The sequence below is a fragment of the Sphingomonas chungangi genome (assembly GCF_013778325.1).
In the GTDB taxonomy this organism is placed as follows: domain Bacteria; phylum Pseudomonadota; class Alphaproteobacteria; order Sphingomonadales; family Sphingomonadaceae; genus Solisphingomonas; species Solisphingomonas chungangi.
This window is the reverse complement of the sequence record NZ_JACEIB010000027.1, coordinates 442,817-460,099: the sequence shown is the minus strand read 5'-3', so window position 1 is coordinate 460,099 and position 17,283 is coordinate 442,817. Positions and strand designations below refer to the sequence as shown.

General features: G+C 67.5%; 16 protein-coding genes and 1 pseudogene. 9 read left to right on the top strand and 8 right to left on the bottom strand.

The window, feature by feature from the left end:
* Positions 1-2: 2 nt before the first annotated feature.
* The 5 genes from HZF05_RS20115 to HZF05_RS20095 form a co-directional block, all read right to left on the bottom strand.
* On the bottom strand, positions 3-755 hold the full coding sequence (locus HZF05_RS20115) for a phosphodiester glycosidase family protein (RefSeq protein WP_160364249.1): 753 nt from the start codon (positions 753-755) through the stop codon (positions 3-5).
* Positions 752-1,345 carry an anthranilate synthase component II gene (locus tag HZF05_RS20110; protein ID WP_160364248.1) on the bottom strand — a complete coding sequence of 198 codons (594 nt, stop codon included), beginning with the start codon at positions 1,343-1,345 and terminating at the stop codon, positions 752-754. Before HZF05_RS20110 ends, HZF05_RS20115 begins: the two co-directional genes overlap by 4 nt.
* A 214-nt stretch (positions 1,346-1,559) precedes the next feature.
* Entirely contained in the window at positions 1,560-2,960 is a 1,401-nt protein-coding gene (locus tag HZF05_RS20105; protein WP_246332104.1) for a methyl-accepting chemotaxis protein, read from the bottom strand.
* 67 nt (positions 2,961-3,027) lie between these two features.
* Positions 3,028-4,530, bottom strand: coding sequence for an anthranilate synthase component I (gene trpE / locus HZF05_RS20100; protein WP_160364246.1), 1,503 nt, complete (start codon positions 4,528-4,530; stop codon positions 3,028-3,030).
* An 11-nt stretch (positions 4,531-4,541) separates the two neighbouring features.
* A complete protein-coding gene (locus HZF05_RS20095) occupies positions 4,542-6,491 on the bottom strand; it encodes a peptidylprolyl isomerase (RefSeq protein ID WP_160364245.1) in 1,950 nt (649 codons plus the stop codon).
* A gap of 140 nt (positions 6,492-6,631) precedes the next feature.
* Here HZF05_RS20095 and tpiA point away from each other — a divergent pair, with 140 nt between their 5' ends.
* From tpiA to pyrG, 4 genes and pseudogenes are all read left to right on the top strand, one after another.
* Positions 6,632-7,372 carry a triose-phosphate isomerase gene (gene tpiA / locus HZF05_RS20090; RefSeq protein WP_160364244.1) on the top strand — a complete coding sequence of 247 codons (741 nt, stop codon included), beginning with the start codon at positions 6,632-6,634 and terminating at the stop codon, positions 7,370-7,372.
* Between the two features lie 187 nt (positions 7,373-7,559).
* Entirely contained in the window at positions 7,560-8,105 is a 546-nt protein-coding gene (locus HZF05_RS20085) for a GNAT family N-acetyltransferase (RefSeq protein WP_160364243.1), read from the top strand.
* Between the two features lie 574 nt (positions 8,106-8,679).
* Positions 8,680-8,863: pseudogene (secG, locus tag HZF05_RS21675) on the top strand (preprotein translocase subunit SecG); the annotation flags it as partial.
* A gap of 617 nt (positions 8,864-9,480) precedes the next feature.
* Positions 9,481-11,118 carry a CTP synthase gene (gene pyrG, locus HZF05_RS20075; protein ID WP_160364241.1) on the top strand — a complete coding sequence of 546 codons (1,638 nt, stop codon included), beginning with the start codon at positions 9,481-9,483 and terminating at the stop codon, positions 11,116-11,118.
* Between the two features lie 104 nt (positions 11,119-11,222).
* Here the strand turns inward: pyrG and HZF05_RS20070 are convergent, their stop codons facing one another.
* Together HZF05_RS20070 and HZF05_RS20065 are read right to left on the bottom strand one after the other, a co-directional pair.
* Positions 11,223-11,432 (bottom strand): hypothetical protein, encoded by a 210-nt coding sequence (locus HZF05_RS20070; RefSeq protein WP_160364240.1) that lies wholly within the window; start codon positions 11,430-11,432, stop codon positions 11,223-11,225.
* 36 nt (positions 11,433-11,468) lie between these two features.
* Positions 11,469-11,633 carry a hypothetical protein gene (locus HZF05_RS20065; RefSeq protein WP_160364239.1) on the bottom strand — a complete coding sequence of 55 codons (165 nt, stop codon included), beginning with the start codon at positions 11,631-11,633 and terminating at the stop codon, positions 11,469-11,471.
* Between the two features lie 369 nt (positions 11,634-12,002).
* On the opposite strand from HZF05_RS20065, the gene proS reads away from it, so the two are divergent.
* From proS to HZF05_RS20050, 3 genes are read left to right on the top strand one after another with little or no spacing between them, the layout of a single operon-like run.
* Complete coding sequence (gene proS / locus HZF05_RS20060) at positions 12,003-13,319, top strand: proline--tRNA ligase (protein ID WP_160364238.1); 1,317 nt, start codon at positions 12,003-12,005, stop codon at positions 13,317-13,319.
* A complete protein-coding gene (locus tag HZF05_RS20055; RefSeq protein WP_160364237.1) occupies positions 13,316-14,563 on the top strand; it encodes a lipoprotein-releasing ABC transporter permease subunit in 1,248 nt (415 codons plus the stop codon). Before proS ends, HZF05_RS20055 begins: the two co-directional genes overlap by 4 nt.
* Positions 14,556-15,227: an ABC transporter ATP-binding protein gene (locus HZF05_RS20050; protein WP_160364236.1), complete on the top strand. Its 672-nt coding sequence runs from the start codon at positions 14,556-14,558 to the stop codon at positions 15,225-15,227. Before HZF05_RS20055 ends, HZF05_RS20050 begins: the two co-directional genes overlap by 8 nt.
* On the opposite strand, the gene HZF05_RS20045 is transcribed toward HZF05_RS20050, so the two are convergent.
* Entirely contained in the window at positions 15,224-15,925 is a 702-nt protein-coding gene (locus HZF05_RS20045; protein WP_246332103.1) for a L,D-transpeptidase family protein, read from the bottom strand. The genes HZF05_RS20050 and HZF05_RS20045 overlap by 4 nt on opposite strands.
* A gap of 133 nt (positions 15,926-16,058) precedes the next feature.
* Here HZF05_RS20045 and HZF05_RS20040 point away from each other — a divergent pair, with 133 nt between their 5' ends.
* A complete protein-coding gene (locus HZF05_RS20040) occupies positions 16,059-16,817 on the top strand; it encodes a hypothetical protein (protein WP_160364235.1) in 759 nt (252 codons plus the stop codon).
* Positions 16,818-16,822: 5 nt separating this feature from the next.
* Complete coding sequence (locus HZF05_RS20035; RefSeq protein WP_160364234.1) at positions 16,823-17,212, top strand: hypothetical protein; 390 nt, start codon at positions 16,823-16,825, stop codon at positions 17,210-17,212.
* Positions 17,213-17,283: the final 71 nt, after the last annotated feature.

Sequence of the window (17,283 nt, the reverse complement as noted above, 5' to 3'; positions counted from 1 at the left end):
CGCTACTTGCTTTGCTCGGCGACGACAATCGGGCCGAGCGGGGCGCGGGCATCGAGCCGGTCGGCGGCCGGGTCCCACAGGCTGGAGACGGTGCCGTCGAGATAGAGCGCGTCCTTGCAGGCGAGCTTGTCGCGGAACAGGCGGGCGAAGCGGCCGAACGAGACCGGCGCCTCGCTGATCGCGAACCAGGCCACGCCTTTTTCATCGACGCAGACGCCGTTGCGCCGCTTCTGCGAAGGGCCGTTGGCGTTGATCTGCGGGTTTAACGCGCCGTCCACCAGCAGCATCGGGCCGGACTGGGTGGCGAAGCGCAGGCCGTCATGCTGGTCGGTGGCATATGTGTCGGTATCGGCGACATGCCATCCTGTGGCATCCTCGTAGAATACCCCGTTGGGTTTCAAGTAGAAGTTGCCCGAGCCCTTCTTCCGGCTGAGCGGCTTCTCCTGCTTGCCGTCGATCACCAGCAGGCCTACCGGCAGGCCCCTCGCATCGAACATGCCGGCATTCATCGCGAAGGCGACCGAGGCTTTGCCGCCGAGCGCCTTGAGCTTCGCGAAGCGGCGCAGCGGCTTGCCGTCCGGCCCGCGATCGACGAGACGGAGCGTCTGCTTGCCGGGCACGGCCTTGCAGAGCGTGAATTGGGCGCCCTCGAACTGGGCCGGGCGGCAGGCATCGTCGGGCGGCGGCTTGGTCCAGGCGAGCGCGGCCGAGGGCAGCAGCCCGAACGCGAGGATCAGGGCCGCCCGCGCGATCATGCCCGTTCCAGCACGGGGATGCCCGCCGCCCGCATGAAATTGGCCAGCATCGCATGGCCATGTTCGGTGGCGATGCTTTCGGGGTGGAACTGGACTCCGTGGATCGGCAGCTCCACGTGGCGGAAGCCCATGATCGTGCCGTCCTCGCTGCGCGCGTTGACGATCAGCTCCGGCGGCAGGCCCGCTTCCTCGACGATCAGCGAATGATAGCGGGTGCCGGTGAAGGGCGAGGGCAGGCCTGCGAACAGGCCGGTGCCGTCATGGCTGACGAGGCTGGTCTTGCCGTGCATCAACTGCCGCGCGCGGGAGACGGTGCCGCCAAAGCTCTGCCCGATCGACTGGTGGCCGAGGCACACGCCGAGCAGCGGCCTGCGGTCCTCCACGCAGGCGGCGACGAGATCGAGGCTGATCCCGGCCTCGTTGGGCGTGCAGGGGCCGGGCGAGATCAGGAAGGCGTCCGCCCCGCTCGACATCGCCTGGCCTACGCCGATCGCGTCGTTGCGCACCACCTCCACGGCGGCACCGAGCTCCTGGAGGTAGTGCACCAGGTTCCAGGTGAAGCTGTCGTAATTGTCGATGACGAGGATCATGATCCTCGCGACTTAGCGCGGAAGGGCGCGAGTGCAAGGAAGGAAAGCTTGTTGGCGGCTCCAACCCCGTTCGCCCTGAGGAGGGACTGAGCGGAGCGGAGCGCAGTCGAAGGCCCATCTCGAAGGGCTTGCGTTGCGGCTGTGCTTCGAGACGCCGCTTCGACTGCGCTCAGTGGCTCCTCAGCACGAACGGCTGATGGAGTTTCTTCCGAGGTTACCCCTGATCCTGATAGGCGAGCTGCAGGATGCCCCAATGCCGCCCGCCGACATGGATCGAGGCGATCACCTGCTTGAGCAGCATCACGCCCCCGGATGCGATCGGCCGGCGGTAGGCCTTGATCAGGAAGGGCTGGGTCGTCTTGCACTGCTGCACGGTATCGGCGAACGCGAAGATCTGCTGGTGGCGGCTATATTCCTCGTTCCACGCCTTGTCCTGCCGCTCGGGCTGCGAGCGCTCGGGCATCGCCACCGGGCCGAACGCGTTGCGATCGGTGACGGTCAGGCCGAAGAAGCCAGGCAGCCTGCGCGCCGCCTCCTGGTGCGGCCGTGCCGCCGGCACCACGAACGGCACGATCGGATGATCGTATTTCTGCGGATGGCTGCCCACGATCGGCCGGTAATTCTCGCTCATCACCTCGGCGAGCGTGACTCGGCCTTCGGCGATCGCGCCCTCGATCTTGGTGGCGATATCGGCGGCCATGTCGGTGGCGAAGCGGATGTAGGGCGAATCGGGAATGTCGACCGCGCTCTCGGCGATATATTGGAGCAGCGCGTTGGTATCGTCCGACACGCTGCTCAGCAGGCGGCTGAGTTGGTTGAGATCGGTGGCGTTGTCGCTGCTGGTGTCGCCCAGCGCGCCGATGCCGTGGCGCACGCCCGAGACCGATCCGACGATCGATTCCATCGACCGCGCGACCGCGTCGGTGTCGCCGCTCAGGCCCTGCATCAGCCCGCCCACCTCGGCGGTCATCGCCTCGATCTGGCGGGTGCCGGTGTGCGCGGCGCGGGCCTTGTCGACGCCGCTCTCGATGCGGTGGAGCATCACGTCGGCCTCGACGGTCAGACCCTTCACCGCCTGGTCGATCTTCTGGGTGGCGGAAGCCGTCTCCAGCGCGAGCTTCTTCACCTCCTGCGCCACCACCGCGAAGCCGCGCCCGGCGTCGCCCGCGCGCGCCGCCTCGATCGTGGCGTTGAGCGCGAGCAGGTTGACCTGGCTGGTGATGCGGCTGATCGCCTCGGTCACCTGCGCCACCGAGGCGAGCGCGGCGTTGAAGCTGCCGAGGCCAGCGTGGATCTGGCTGACCTGATCGATGAGCTCGACGACGTTGGCGTTGGCGGCGGAAAGGCGGCGCGTCGAATCGTCGATCACCGTGGAGGCGGCGGACGCCTTCTCCTTGGCCTCGCGCGCGGCGATCGAGACGGCCTGCTGATCGCGCTCGAGCCGATCGGTGTCGAGGCCGATCCGCTCGACGGTGGCGGCCTGTTCGGTGACGCGCTCGGCCAATGCGGCGATGTTCGCCTGCAGATCGAGCGTGCGAATGCCGAGGTCGCCGGACAGCTTGGCCGCCTTGCGCACGGTGTTCGCGAGTTGGGTCGGGCCGTTGTCCATGAACATGGCCCGCTTTGTGCGGCGGTTTCGACTAAGGGATAGTTAAGTTTGATACCGGTTTTGCGGCGAGTTGCTATTGGCCGTAGCCCGCGTCCAGCGACCGTGCCTCGGCCTCGCGCGCCGCCGCGAACAAAGCCCCGGCCTTCGCCTCGCACTCGCGCTGTTCGGAGGCGGGATCGCTGTCCGCGACGATGCCGGCGCCGGCCTGGACGTGCATCACACCGTTCTTCACCACCGCCGTCCTCAATACGATGCAGCTGTCCATCGATCCGTCGGGCGAGAAATAGCCGACGCCACCGGCATAGGCGCCGCGCGTCTCGGGCTCCAGTTCGGCGATGATCTCGCAGGCGCGCACCTTGGGCGCCCCCGACACCGTGCCCGCCGGAAAGCCGCCGAGCAAGGCGTCGATCGCGTCCTTGTTCGGATCGAGCCGGCCGGTCACGTTCGAGACGATGTGCATGACGTGGCTGTAGAGCTCGACCGTATAGCTCTCCGTCACCGTCACGGTGCCCGCCGCTGCCACCCGGCCGACATCGTTGCGGCCGAGATCGAGCAGCATCAGATGCTCGGCGCGCTCCTTCGGATCGGCGAGCAGTTCCTCGCGCCGCGCGGCGTCCTCGGCGTCGGTCTTGCCACGAGGGCGGGTGCCTGCGATCGGGCGGATCGTCACCTCGCCATCGCGGGCGCGGACGAGGATTTCGGGGCTGGAGCCGATCAGCGCGAAGCCCGGGAGATCGAGGAAATAGAGGAAGGGCGAAGGGTTGATCCGCCTGAGCGCCCGGTAGAGATCGAAAGGCGGCAGCGGGAACGGCCGAGTGAAACGCTGCGCCAGCACCACCTGGAAGATGTCGCCGGCGGCGATGTAGTCCTTGGCGGCGGCGACCATTGCGCCGTAGCGGCCGGCGGGGAGCGTGGATGTCAGGCCCGCCTCGCTCGGCTCGGCGGCGATGCGTGAGGCTGCCGGCACCGGCTGCGCGAGCCGCGCCTGCGCCGTCTCGATCCGCTCCAGCGCCTGTGCCATCGTGCCGCCCGTGTCCGGCCACACCGGCGCGACCCAGAAGAGCTCGTCGGTCAGGCGATCGAACAGCAGGATCAGGCTCGGCCGCACGAACAGCATGTCGGGCAGGTCGAGCGGATTGGGGGCGGGGCGGGGCAGATCCTCGACCAGCCCGACCGTCTCGTATGCGAAATAGCCGACCAGGCAGGCGAGGGCCTTGGGCAGCCCCTCCGGCACGTCCATCCGGCAGCGGCCGACCAGCGCGCGGAGCGCCGAAAGGCTGTCGCCCTCGCAAGGGCCGAACGCCTCACGATCCGCCAGCCAGCGCGGGTTGATCGCCGCCTCGCGACCGCGTGCACGGAAGACGAGGTCGGGAGCCAGTCCGATCATCGAGTGGCGGCCGCGGGTGCGCCCGCCCTCCACCGATTCGAGCAGATAGTCGCCGCGCCCCGGCTCGATCAGCTTGAGCGCGGCCGAGACCGGCGTTTCGGTATCCGCGATCTGCCGCCGCCAGACGAGCGCCGGGCGGCCGGAGGCCAGCGCCTCGGCGGCGCGCTGATCGGCGGCGGCGTCGCTCACGTCCTTCGGATTCACTGGGCCGGCGTCGCGCCGAGCAGCTTCGCGCGCACGCCCTGGATGGCGCCCTCGTCCCGCTTGGCGCCGACCGCGATCTTCGCTGCCGTCGACAATTGCTGGAGATATTCGTCGTTGGCCGCCGGCAGGAAGTGGTTGCGCGCTTCCTGGATGGCGGGTGCCAGCGCCTTGTCGTCGGCGGGCGTCACCTTGCCGACATGCACGACGTACCAGCCCTGGCCGCCCGGCGCGGCGACCAGCTGGGCCGAGCCGAGCGTCGTGCTGAACAGAGCGGCGACCGGCGGCGGGATGTTGCCCTGCATCCGGGCGAGATCGATGCGGCGGCCCTCCGTCGGCTTGGGCGCATCGAGCTTCACCGGCGCATGCGCGAAGGCTTCGGCCATGCTGGTGCCGGCCTTCACCTTGGCCTGCAGCGCGGTGGCGATCGCCTTGGCCTGATCGTTGGCGCGCGACGCGACGAAGTCCGCCTTCACGCGATCCTGCACCTGCGCGAAGGGGATCGGCGCCGACGGCGTGACGTGGCCGACCGCGAGCAGCGCGTAGCGCTCGTCGGGCGTGATCGGCTGCACCGAGGCGGGATCGTCCGGATTGGCCTTGAAGCCGGGCTGGAGCAGCGGCAGCAGATCGGGCGCGGGCTTGAACGCGGGCTGGCCGGGGATCTGGCCGGCGGCCGACACCGCCGGGCTCTCGACGATGGCGAGGCCGTTCGCCTTGACGATGTCCGCGAAGCCCTGGCCGTTGTCCAGCGCGTCCTGCACCTTGGCGACCAGATCGGACAGCGCCTTGTCCTGCTTGGTCTTGACGAGATCGCCGGCGATCTGGGCCTTGGCGGTGTCATAGGGCGTGGCGGCGATCTTGCTCACCGCGTTCACCTTCACGACGACCCAGCCGAAATCGGACTTCACGGGATCGGTGACGCCGCCCTGAGGGGCCGCGAAGGCGGCGGCAGCGACGGCCGCGCCGGCCTGCTGGGCGAACTGGTTCTGCGTCTTGACGCCGACGCCGGTGTCGGCGGCGCTAAAGCCGGCGGCCTGCGCGGCCTCGGCGAAGCTCTTGCCGCCCGCGACCGAGGCCTTGAAAGCCTTGGCCTTGGCCTCGTCGGGCAGCACCACCTGGCTCAGGTCGCGGGTTTCGCGCGCGGCATATTTGTCCGGATTGGCGTCATAGACCTGCTTGATCTCGGCATCGGTCGGGATCGCCTTCGCCGCCACCTGCTCGCGGCCCAGCAGCGCGTAGCGCAGCGTGCGAAGCTCGGGCGTGGTGTAGACGGCGATGTGGCTCTTGTAGAAGCCCTGCAGGTCGGCGGCGCTCGGCGTCACGCTGCCCTGCGTCGCGCTGATCGGCACGAAGCCGATCTCGCCCGAACGGGTTTCCATGAACAGATTGGCATAGGGCTTCACCAGCCCGTCCGGCAGTGTCTGCGCGCCGGTGACGGGCAGGTAGATCATCTGGCGCAGGATGGTGCCGCCGATATCGGCGCGTACCGATTTGTCGGTCAGATGCTGCTGCTGGAGCGCGCCTTCGTACAGCTGCTGGCTGAACTTGCCGTCCGGCCCGTGGAAGGCGGGGATGCCCGCGATCTGGCCGTTGATCTGCTTGTCGCTGGCGGCGAGGCCGATCTGGCGGGCATATTGCTCCATCGCGGTGGCGCCGATCGACTGATCGACGAGCTGCTCGAACGTGCCGCCCGACAGGAAGGTCGGCATGTCGAGCGTCGGCTGCTGCTGTTGTGCCTGGGCGAAGCGGTTGCGGACCTGCTGCTCCAGATCGTCCGCCGAGATGCTGGTGTCGCCGATCGTGGCGATCGCGCCGGTGCTCGATCCGCTTCCGCCGCCGGTGAAGCCGGACATCCCCCCCTTGTCGACGAGCGTCACGACGAAGGCGATCGTGACGATGGCGAAGATCGCGATCACGATCTTGGGGTTGTTGCGGAAGATCGAAAGCATGCGGGTTCCCGGTCGTGACTGTGAGCCTCCCCTAGAACGGCGGGCGCCCCGCGACAAGCGAGGCTGGTGCGGGGGCACATCGCCCGCTATCGACCCAAGGGGACTTCTTGTCCGATACAGGACATTTTCGGGGGATATCGATGCGCAGGCGGCTGATCGCGGGCAATTGGAAGATGAACGGCAGCCGCGAGAGCCTCGCCGAGCTGGACGGCATCGCCGCCGCCGCTGGGGCCGCGCCGGGCGTCGATGTCGCGATCTGCCCGCCCTTCACCCTGATCGAGCGCGCCGCCGCCCGCACGCCCACGCTCCCGATCGGCGCGCAGGATTGCCATTCGGCGCCGAAGGGTGCGCATACCGGCTGCGTGTCGGCGGGGATGCTGGCGGAGGCGGGGGCGAGGCTCGTCATCGTCGGCCATTCGGAACGCCGCGCCGCGCAGGGCGAGACCGACGCGCAGGTGAAGGCCAAGGCGGAGGCCGCGATCGCCGCCGGCCTCACCGCCATCGTCTGCGTCGGCGAGACGGAAGAGCAGCGCGAGGCGGGCGAGGCGGAAGCGGTGGTCTCGGCGCAACTGCGCGGATCGGTGCCGGTGGCGGGCGGCGACGTGCTGGTGGTCGCCTACGAGCCAGTCTGGGCGATCGGCACCGGGCGCATCCCTTCGCTGGAGGACGTGCGCGTCATGCACCTGGAGGTGCGCGCCGTGCTCTCCGACCTGCTGGGCGCGGATCGTGCCGAGGCGGTGCGCATCCTCTACGGCGGATCGATGAACGCCGCGAACGCCGCCGACCTGCTGGCGGTGCCCAACGTCGACGGCGGCCTGATCGGCGGCGCCAGCCTGACCGCGGCGGCGTTCGTGCCGATCATCGAGGCGGCGGCGGGGTAGGGGGTGACGCCGGTGACGGCCGCTTTCTTCGGAGGGAGTGTCATCGCGAGCCGCGAAGCGGCGTGGCGATCCATAGGCCGCACCATGGATTGCTTCGCTACGCTCGCAATGACGGGAGGGGTGGATTCTTGCCCGACAGGTTTGCAATTGCCATGCTGGGATAGCTGTCCCTAGACCCGAGAAATCTATGGCCAATGTGACGCTTCGTAGGGCTAACCAGTTAGACGCCGCAGCGCTTGGCGCTCTGCACGTCGCCTCGTGGCACGAAACATACACCGGCATTCTTCCTGACGAGATGTTGGCGGGGCTATCCGTCGATGCAAGAGCAGCGATGTGGAGCAAAATCATTGGCTCACCGAATGAGTTCGGGTGTGCTGCCGTCTTCGTCGCCGAAGATAATGGGCGTGTTGTAGGCTTTGGTTCCTGCGGGCAGCAGCGAGAAGATATCTTGACGGGCAAGGGTTTCAGCGGCGAGTTCAGCGCGATCTATGTGCTTCGCTCGCATCAGGGGCGCGGCATCGGGCGATCAATAATAGCTGCGATGTCGAACGAGCTAGCCGCTGTTGGGCACACCGCTGCGTGTTTGTGGGTGCTACGCCAAAACACCCCGGCGCGAGCTTTCTATGAAAAACTGGGCGGCATCATCGTGGACGAAAAGATCGACGAGAAGCCAGACGCGACTCTCATCGAAGATGCATACGGCTGGCGCGACCTATCGTTTTTGGGAAAGTAACGGGAAACTCGCTCAGCGCGCTCTACGTCGCCTTGTGGGGCGATAGCCGACCATGGGTCGTTCTGGCGTTTGTTCTCAATTTGTTCTTGACATTTCGAGCCGGATCGTCTAGCCCTCGGACCGAGTGCCGCGCTCCTGATCAGCGCGCGGTGCATCCCTTCGGGCGGTGGCGCGAAGCCATGGCGGCCCGGAGGGGCGGTCGGTGGTTGTCGTCCCTCCCACCAGGGCCGTCGTGATCGGCGCGGCATCCCCAGCGAAGCTTCCCCGCCACGACCACCCGAACCCGCCCGGCGCAGCACACGGCCGAATGCGCGCCGTCCCTCACGCGCCACCCCCTCGCGAGGCGAAGGCGATCGCGAGACCACCGGCCGTCCCCCGTCGATATCGAGGGGAGAGGTGTGTCCGGAAATCCTACACCCTTCTTAGCCCTTCCTTGAAAGGGAGGGGGAACGATGTCCCGCTGCTGCGCATCCCCTCCATTGCCACCATCCGCCGCACACGCTAGAGGGCGGCGCTTGTCGTCCGGACCTTGGGGCCGGGCGCCCATATACATGCGCGAGAGACTGTCCGCCCGATGATTACCTTCCTGCTCGTCGTCCACGCGATCATCGCGGCCATGCTCGTCGGCGTGATCCTGATGCAGAAGTCGGAAGGCGGCGGGCTCGGCATGGGCGGCGGCCCCGCCGGGCTGATGACCGCGCGCGGCGCGGCCGATTTCCTCACCCGCGCCACCTCGATCCTGGCGACCTTGTTCGTGATCATGGCGTTCGTGATCGCCGCGCTCGCCTCGCGCAACGGCGGCGCCACCAAGATCGACGCCAATGCCGCGACGACCGGCCCGATCGGCCCGATCACCGCGCCGGGCCAGACCGGCAACTCGCCGCTGCCGGGCATCCCGATGGCGGGCCAGCCGGTCGCGCCCGCGCCCGACGCCGCGACCCAGCAGGCGCTCCAGCCCGCTGCCGCCGGCCTGCCGACGGCCAACCAGCAGGCGCCCGCGCTCACCGCCAAGGAGCAGGCCGCCCAGCTCCGAGCGCAGGCCGACGCGATGCGCAAGGCCGCGCCCGCGCCCGAGATCAAGAAGATCGACACCTCCAGGGCCGACAAGGCGCTCGGCGGCATCGGCAACATCTCGATCGCCAACAAGCCGGCGACCGTGGCCCCCGCCGCGACCCCCGCACCCAAGCCTGCGGTGCCGACGCTCAACATTCCTGCCCCGGCGACGGCGCCCGCCTCGAACGGCGCGACGCCGCAATAATCCACAGATTTCCGTGAATGTCCCGCCCGCGCCGCCCGGCGCGGGCGTTCCTTTGTGCGCGTGACAGGAGTCCCAGTCTTGCCCTTCCTCGATTCGTCCCGCTAAGGCCCGACTCCCATGGCGCGGTTCATCTTCATCACCGGCGGCGTGGTCTCCTCGCTCGGCAAGGGTCTCATGGCGGCGAGCCTCGCGGCTCTGTTGCAGGCACGCGGTTATCGCGTGCGCATCCGCAAGTTCGATCCCTATCTGAACGTCGATCCGGGCACGATGTCGCCCTATCAGCACGGCGAGGTCTTCGTGACCGACGACGGCGCGGAAACCGATCTCGATCTCGGCCATTACGAGCGCTTCACCGGCGTTCCGGGTCGCCAGAGCGACAATGTGACGTCCGGGCGCATCTACCAGACGATCATCGCCAAGGAGCGCAGGGGCGACTATCTCGGCGCCACGGTGCAGGTGATTCCGCACGTCACCGACGCGATCAAGGCCTTCGCCCGCGCCGACACCGACGACCTCGATTTCGTGCTGTGCGAGATCGGCGGCACGGTGGGCGACATCGAATCGCTGCCTTTCATGGAGGCGATCCGCCAGCTCAAGAACGATCTCGGCCGCGGCAACGCGATCTTCGTGCACCTGACGCTGGTGCCCTACATCGCGGCGGCCGGCGAGCTGAAGACCAAGCCGACCCAGCATTCCGTCCGCGACCTGACCGCGCTCGGCATCCAGCCCGACGTGCTGGTCTGCCGCTGCGAGCAGCCGCTGCCGCAGGGTGAGCGCGCCAAGATCGCGCTGTTCTGCAACGTGCGGCCGGAGGCGGTGATCCCCGCCCTGGACGCCCAATCGATCTACGGCGTGCCGCAGCAATATCATGCGGAAGGGCTGGACGCCGAGGTTTTGCGCGCCTTCGACATCGATCCGGACAGCAACGCGCCCGATCTGCGTCGCTGGGCCGACATTGAGGATCGCCTCGCCAATCCCGAGGGCGAGGTGACGATCGGCGTCGTCGGCAAATATACCGGCATGAAGGATGCCTATAAGTCGCTGCACGAGGCGCTCGTCCACGGCGGCATCGCCAACCGGGTGAAGGTCAACATCCGCTGGCTGGATGCCGAGTTGTTCGAGGGACCGGAGGCGGACATCGCCCCCGCGCTCGAGCCGATGCACGCGATCCTGGTGCCGGGCGGCTTCGGCGAGCGCGGCTCCGAGGGCAAGATCGCCAGCGTGCGATTCGCCCGCGAACGGGGCGTGCCCTATTTCGGCATCTGCCTCGGCATGCAGATGGCCTGCATCGAGGGCGCGCGGAACACGGCGGGAATCGCGAAGGCCTCCACCACCGAATTCGGCCCGACCGAGGAGCCCGTGGTCGGCCTGATCACCGAGTGGATGACCGAGGCGGGCCTGCAGAAGCGCGAGGAAGGCGGCGATCTCGGCGGAACGATGCGGCTGGGGGCCTATGAGGCGAAGCTGGCGGGGAACAGCCATGTGTCGTCGATCTACGGCTCGACCGACATCTCCGAGCGCCATCGCCACCGCTACGAGGTGAACGTCCACTACAAGGATGCGCTGGAGAAGGGCGGGCTGGTCTTTTCCGGCATGTCGCCCGACGGCGAGCTGCCCGAGATCGTCGAGCGGCCTGATCATCCCTGGTTCGTCGGCGTGCAGTTCCACCCGGAGCTGAAGAGCAAACCGTTCGATCCGCACCCGCTGTTCGCCAGCTTCATCGAGGCGGCGCTGAAGCAGAGCCGGTTGGTGTGATCACCGATTCCGTTCGCCCTGAGCTCGTCGAAGGGCTGCCCTTCTTTTCTCGACGCTGAAAAGAAGAAGGGCAGGGCTTCGACAGGCTCAGCCCGAACGGATTTCTACTTGATCCCGTCCAGCGCGTTGACCGCCGCCTGCACGTCGGCGGCGTCGGCCGCCGCATCGGCATTGTCCTGCGCGCTGGCGGCGGCGCCCGTGGCGCGGTGCGGCTCGCCGCCGGCGAAATCGGCCGCGGTCCACAGGATGCCGCCCGCCCACAGCAGCGCGACCCAGCGGCTCTTGAACACGGATCGGGTCTTGATCGGCAGCATGTCGCCGCTTCTGCGCCCGATCCGGTTAGCGCGAAGTTAGCGCCCGTCCGGTGTCGGATGATTGCCGGGTAGCGGCGGTTGGCCGGGATCGACGCCCGGCGCAGTCGGATCGGTGGGCGAGGGCACGGGCGGATCGACCGGCTCCGGCACAGGCACGTCGATCGGCAGGCTGGGGTCGGCTTCGGGCGGGCGGGTGGCCATGGACAATCTCCTCGCCACAGAAACGTATTGAAATCCCAAGAGGTCCGAATCGAAACGCCCGGACCAGTCGGCCCGGGCGTCCCGCGTGACGAATGCTCGTCAGCCCCCTTTTTGTTGGCTCCGGCCCGCTCGCTGGTCCTCCCCCCTCAGAAAGGACCGCGGGGCCTTCGCCCTCCCCGAACCATGGCGTTGCCTGTGTTCGTGCCGCTTGCTTACTGCCGAAAATGTCGCCTTGTCACCGGCCTTGAACAATCGTGCAGGCGAATGAATTAACTCTGTGACGATTCCGCAACATAGCCGCGAGGTTGCCTCGCGGGCGCTCCCCGCATAGAGCCTCGAGGCCGCCGCATCCCGCGGCCAGAGAGACCGATGCGCCTTTCCCGCCATTTCCTGCCCGTCCTCAAGGAATCGCCGTCCGACGCGCAGATCGTCAGCCACAAGCTGATGCTCCGCGCCGGGCTGGTGCGCCAGACCGCCGCCGGCATCTACGCCTGGCTGCCGCTGGGGCAGCGGGTGCTCCAGAAGATCGCGCAGATCGTCCGCGAGGAGCAGGATCGCGCCGGCGCCATCGAACTGCTGATGCCGACGCTGCAATCCGCCGACCTCTGGCGCGAATCGGGCCGCTACGATGCCTACGGCCCCGAGATGCTGCGCATCACCGACCGCCACGACCGCGAGATGCTTTACGGCCCCACCAACGAGGAGATGATCACCGCCATCTTCCGGGATTCGGCACGCAGCTATCGCGACCTGCCGCGCACGCTCTACCATATCCAGTGGAAGTTCCGCGACGAGGTGCGCCCCCGCTTCGGCGTGATGCGCGGCCGCGAGTTCCTGATGAAGGACGCCTACAGCTTCGATATCGACGAGGCCGGCGCGCGCCACAGCTACAACCGGATGTTCGTGGCGTATCTCAACACCTTCGCGCGGATGGGCCTGCGCGCCATTCCGATGCAGGCGGACACCGGCCCGATCGGTGGAGATCTCAGCCACGAGTTCATCGTGCTGGCGCCGACCGGCGAGAGCGAGGTGTTCTACCATTCGAACTGGGAGAAGCCGGCGGAACTGTCGTCGGTGGATTTCGACGATGTCGCCGGGCTGCAATCGATCGTCTCTACCTACACCGCCGATTACGCCGCTACCGACGAGAAGCGCGACGAGGCGGCCGAGGCAGCGGCGGGCGATGCCCTGCGCCAGTCGCGCGGTGTCGAGGTCGGGCACATCTTCTACTTCGGCGAGAAATATTCGAAGCCGATGAACCTGCGCGTGCAGGGGCCGGACGGCGCCGAGGTGATCCCGCACATGGGCAGCTACGGCATCGGCGTCTCGCGCCTGATGGGCGCGATCATCGAGGCGAGCCACGACGACAACGGCATCATCTGGCCGGACGCGGTGGCCCCGTACAAGGTCGGCATCATCAACATGCGGGTGGATGACGAGGCCTGCACCGCGGCGGCGGACGACCTCTACGCCAAGCTGCAGGCGGCGGGCGTCGAGACGCTGTACGACGACCGCGACGAGCGCGGCGGCGCCAAGTTCGCCACGATGGACCTGATCGGCATCCCCTGGCAGATCGTCATCGGCCCCAAGGGGCTGGCCAAGGGAGTGGTGGAGCTGAAGCGCCGCGCGACCGGCGAGAAGGAAGAGCTCTCGATCGAGGACGCGCTGGCGAAGGTGAGCGCTTGATCCTCGGCCGTACCGAGCGGATGGTCGCCCGGCGCTATCTGCTGCCGGGGCGGGGCGAGGCGTTCATCTTCCTCGTCGCCTCGATCAGCCTCGCGGCCGTCGCGCTTGGCGTGGCCGCGCTCATCGTCGTGATGAGCGTGATGAACGGTTTCCGCGCCGAATTGTTCGACAAGATCGTCGGCCTCAACGGCCACGCCGTGGTGCAGGGCTATTCGGGCCGCAACATCACCGACTGGCAGGCGATCGCGGACGAGGCGAAGGCCACCCCCGGTGTCACATCCGCCATTCCATTGATCGAGCAGCCGCTCTTCGCGCAGGTGGAAGGCAGGGCCGAGCCGATCCTGTTGCGCGGGATGCGCCTCGCCGATCTCCGCCAGACCATCCAGTCCCACGTCAAGGCCGGCAATCTTGCGGATGTGACGCCGGGTTCGAGCAATGTCGCGATCGGCACGGGCCTGGCGGAGTCACTCGGCGTGACGGTGGGCGACTATATCTCGGTCCTCAACCCCGCCGGCCAGTCGACGCCTTTCGGTACCGCACCGCGCATCGTCAGCTACCGTGTCGCCGCCACCTTCGAGATCGGCGTCTATGACTACGACAAGGCCTATGTCGTGCTGCCGATGGAGGACGCTCAGGACCTGCTGCTGATGGGCAACACCGTCGGCATGGTCGAGCTGCGCGTCACCGATCCCGACAAGGTGACGCAGATCCTCGCCCCGCTCGCGCCCAAGGTGATCAAGGACGGCGTCCTGGTCGACTGGCGGCAGATGAATTCCGCGCTGTTCCAGGCGCTGGAGGTGGAGCGGGTGACGATGTTCGTGGTGCTCGGCATCGTCATCCTGATCGCCGCCTTCAACATCCTCTCCTCGCTGATCATGCTGGTGCGCGCCAAGACACGCGACATTGCCATCCTGCGCACGATGGGCGCGAGCCGGGGCGCGATGCTGCGCATCTTCATGACGATCGGCATGGCGATCGGCGTGCTCGGCATCGGCGCGGGCATCCTGCTCGGCACGGTGTTCCTGTTCTTCCGCCAGAATGTGGTCGACCTGATCCAGTATCTGACCGGCGCGCAGCTGTGGGACCCCTCCGTCCGGATGCTGACCGAATTGCCCTCCAAACCCGATCTGCTCGACAATATCGTGATCGTGGTGATGACTTTGGTGCTGACATTTCTCGCGACACTCTATCCGGCGTTCAAGGCGTCGAGCACCGATCCGGTGCAGGTGTTGCGCTATGAGTGACGTGCTTGCCGTCACCGACCTGCGCCGCGCCTACAGCCAGGGCGGCCTCACTATCCATGTGCTGCGCGGGGTGAACCTGTCCGTCGCGCGGGGCGAGATCGTCGCGCTGCTCGGCCCCTCGGGATCGGGCAAGTCGACCATGCTGCAGGCGGTCGGCCTGCTGGAAGGCGGCTTCGAGGGATCGATCCGCATCGCCGGCGAGGAGGCCGCGCAGCTCGACAATGACGGCCGCACCCGCGTGCGGCGCGACAGCCTGGGCTTCGTCTATCAGTTCCACCACCTGCTCCCCGATTTCACGGCGGAGGAGAATGTGGTGCTGCCCCAGATCATCCACGGCGCCACCCGCGCCGAGGCGGACGCGCGGGCGAAATCGCTGCTGACGACGCTGGGCCTTTCGCACCGTCTCGATCACCGGCCGAGCAAGTTGTCGGGCGGCGAGCAGCAGCGCGTGGCCGTGGCCCGCGCGCTCGCCAACCGTCCGGCACTGGTGCTGGCCGACGAGCCGACCGGCAATCTCGACGAGGCGACGGCCGATATCGTGCTGGTCGAGTTCCTGCGGCTGGTGCGCGGGGAAGGATCGGCGGCGCTGATCGCCACCCACAACGAGCGCCTTGCGGCGCGCATGGACCGCGTGGTCCGGCTGCACGACGGGGTGCTGGGCTAGAGCATCGTCGCCGTGACGTAGGCGATCGTCTTGTCCGTGCTCATCACCGCAATCTGCCGGCCGGGCGAGAGCGGCGCGGTATGCGCCGGATCGGCCGCGGTCATCTGAAGATCGGGCGCCTCGATGATCGGGCTCGGCGCGGCCAGCGGCGGCGCGCGCATCACCACCACCGTGCCGCCCACCCGCGTCGCCTGGAACAATATCCGCGCGAAGCCATAGGGCAGGCGGATGCAGCCGTGCGAGGCGGGGCGGCCGGGATTGTAGCCGGCGTGGAGCGCGATGCCGCCCCAGGTCAGCCGCTGCATGAACGGCATCGGCGCGCTGGAATAGATGTTGGAGCGGTGGAAGCGCGCTTTCTCCAGGATCGGGAAGGTGCCGGTCGGCGTGCCGTGCCCGCGCCGGCCGCTGGAGATCGCCGCGATGCCGACCAGCGCCTGACCCTGGAACACGAACGCCCGCTGGTTGGTGAGATCGATCGCGATGCTGACCGGCGCGGGATCGTCATAGGCGGCCCAGCGGAACTGGCCTGGCCGCAGTCGCATCGCATCGCTCAGCGTGAAGCGCGAGGCGAGCGCGGATGCCGGATAAGGCTTGTCCACCCAATAGCCCTGCTCGCGCATGGCGACGGGCACCCCGGTGCCGGCGGTGAGGCCGAGCGCGACGAGCGCGAGCAGCAACGGGCGCTTCGGCCTGTGCATCGACGAGAAGACCCTTGGAAAGCGGAAGAAACGGCACGCGGAACAGGGCTGGAGAGGGAGCGGGCGCGCCCTTTCGTTAACCATCTTCGTTAACGTGGCACGCGCATCGCGACGGCGCCAGCGATTCGGCGCGTTGGCCGCGATCGATCCGTCCGCGCAGTTAACCACGAAAGCTGCGTTTCGCGTGCTGACAGAAGGGTTCGGAGGCGATATGATCGCTGGCGTCGCCCATTTGGCGGCTTCGACGAAGGGGGCGCGTCATGAGCCTGGTCGCCGTTCTGTTGCTGCTGACGGGGCAGCCGTCATCCGCCAGCGTTTCCGGTATCACGGTCCAGCCGGACAGCGGGGGCATTCCGACGACGCCGCCGCCGCCGCCGCCCCAGCCTTTCCCCAGCCTGCCGCCGCCCAACCCGCACAGCTAGGGCAGGCGATGCAGCCGGAAGCGCAGATCGTCGTCTTCGCGCTGGTCTCGCTGCTGTTCTTCATGATCTCGCTGTTCGCGAGCAATGAGGACTGGCTGGCCTCGGCCGGCTGCACCGGCGTGCTGGTGGCCTACTGGGCGCTCAACACGATCCTGTGGATGATGCGCATCGTCGAGGATTGGTCACTGCCCAGCGATATCCTCTTCGCGCTCGGCACGGGGTGGCTCGCCTACACGCTGCGCAAGCCATGGCTGGCGGTGCTGGCCGGGCTGTTCGTCGTCAATCTGGTGCTGGACGGCCTGCACCTGGCCGGCCGGCTCGGCTATGGCAGCTGGGCGGAGGCGGGGAACATCACCTTCGTCCTGCAGCTCGGCACGGCGAGCTTTCCGGGACTGGTGCGGGTGACGCGGAGCTTGGTGGGACAGCAATCAGCTTCGACTGCGGCACCATCCCCATTGCATCAAGACTGACAAGAATGTTTTCTCTGGCTCTATATTTGCTCGCTGCGGCGCCAATCCCAGTCTCACCTCCTGATGGCTATCCGGGTGAAGTGATGTGCCTAGGTGGCCCGGTTTTTAGCTTTGCCGCCCATTCCTCTCGCTTCGACCGTGACACCACGCGCGCCAATTTGGTTTCTTGGATGGAAAATTTGCAGGATGGCGTCTTTGCAGGCGGATGGATGGTGGTCTATCCGGCTGTCGAAGATATCAAAGATTTGCACCAGATATCGCTCGTGAAACGGCGCGAGCGAGCGATCATCAAAGCGATGACGGGGATTGGACTGGAGCGTTCGCGGATACGGTTCGCGCCCATCAATGCGTCGGGAGCCGATCAGGATGATCGTGATATATATGCCGCATGCTAGGAACAACTGAGCAGCGGTGGAACGAGCGTCATACCCCGGGAGTCTATTGCTGACTCAAAAACGGCCGGGCA

What these genes read in the sequence shown, in the direction of transcription:
- HZF05_RS20070 (WP_160364240.1), bottom strand. Translation starts at nt 11,432, where the DNA reads ATGCTGCCGATCAAGACCCGATCCGTGTTCAAGAGCCGCTGGGTCGCG.
- HZF05_RS20110 (WP_160364248.1), bottom strand. Translation starts at nt 1,345, where the DNA reads ATGATCCTCGTCATCGACAATTACGACAGCTTCACCTGGAACCTGGTG.
- HZF05_RS20085 (WP_160364243.1), top strand. Translation starts at nt 7,560, where the DNA reads ATGGCCAATGTGACGCTTCGTAGGGCTAACCAGTTAGACGCCGCAGCG.
- pyrG (WP_160364241.1), top strand. Translation starts at nt 9,481, where the DNA reads ATGGCGCGGTTCATCTTCATCACCGGCGGCGTGGTCTCCTCGCTCGGC.
- HZF05_RS20095 (WP_160364245.1), bottom strand. Translation starts at nt 6,491, where the DNA reads ATGCTTTCGATCTTCCGCAACAACCCCAAGATCGTGATCGCGATCTTC.
- HZF05_RS20045 (WP_246332103.1), bottom strand. Translation starts at nt 15,925, where the DNA reads ATGCACAGGCCGAAGCGCCCGTTGCTGCTCGCGCTCGTCGCGCTCGGC.
- HZF05_RS20105 (WP_246332104.1), bottom strand. Translation starts at nt 2,960, where the DNA reads ATGTTCATGGACAACGGCCCGACCCAACTCGCGAACACCGTGCGCAAG.
- HZF05_RS20050 (WP_160364236.1), top strand. Translation starts at nt 14,556, where the DNA reads ATGAGTGACGTGCTTGCCGTCACCGACCTGCGCCGCGCCTACAGCCAG.
- HZF05_RS20115 (WP_160364249.1), bottom strand. Translation starts at nt 755, where the DNA reads ATGATCGCGCGGGCGGCCCTGATCCTCGCGTTCGGGCTGCTGCCCTCG.
- tpiA (WP_160364244.1), top strand. Translation starts at nt 6,632, where the DNA reads ATGCGCAGGCGGCTGATCGCGGGCAATTGGAAGATGAACGGCAGCCGC.
- HZF05_RS20035 (WP_160364234.1), top strand. Translation starts at nt 16,823, where the DNA reads ATGTTTTCTCTGGCTCTATATTTGCTCGCTGCGGCGCCAATCCCAGTC.
- HZF05_RS20065 (WP_160364239.1), bottom strand. Translation starts at nt 11,633, where the DNA reads ATGGCCACCCGCCCGCCCGAAGCCGACCCCAGCCTGCCGATCGACGTG.
- proS (WP_160364238.1), top strand. Translation starts at nt 12,003, where the DNA reads ATGCGCCTTTCCCGCCATTTCCTGCCCGTCCTCAAGGAATCGCCGTCC.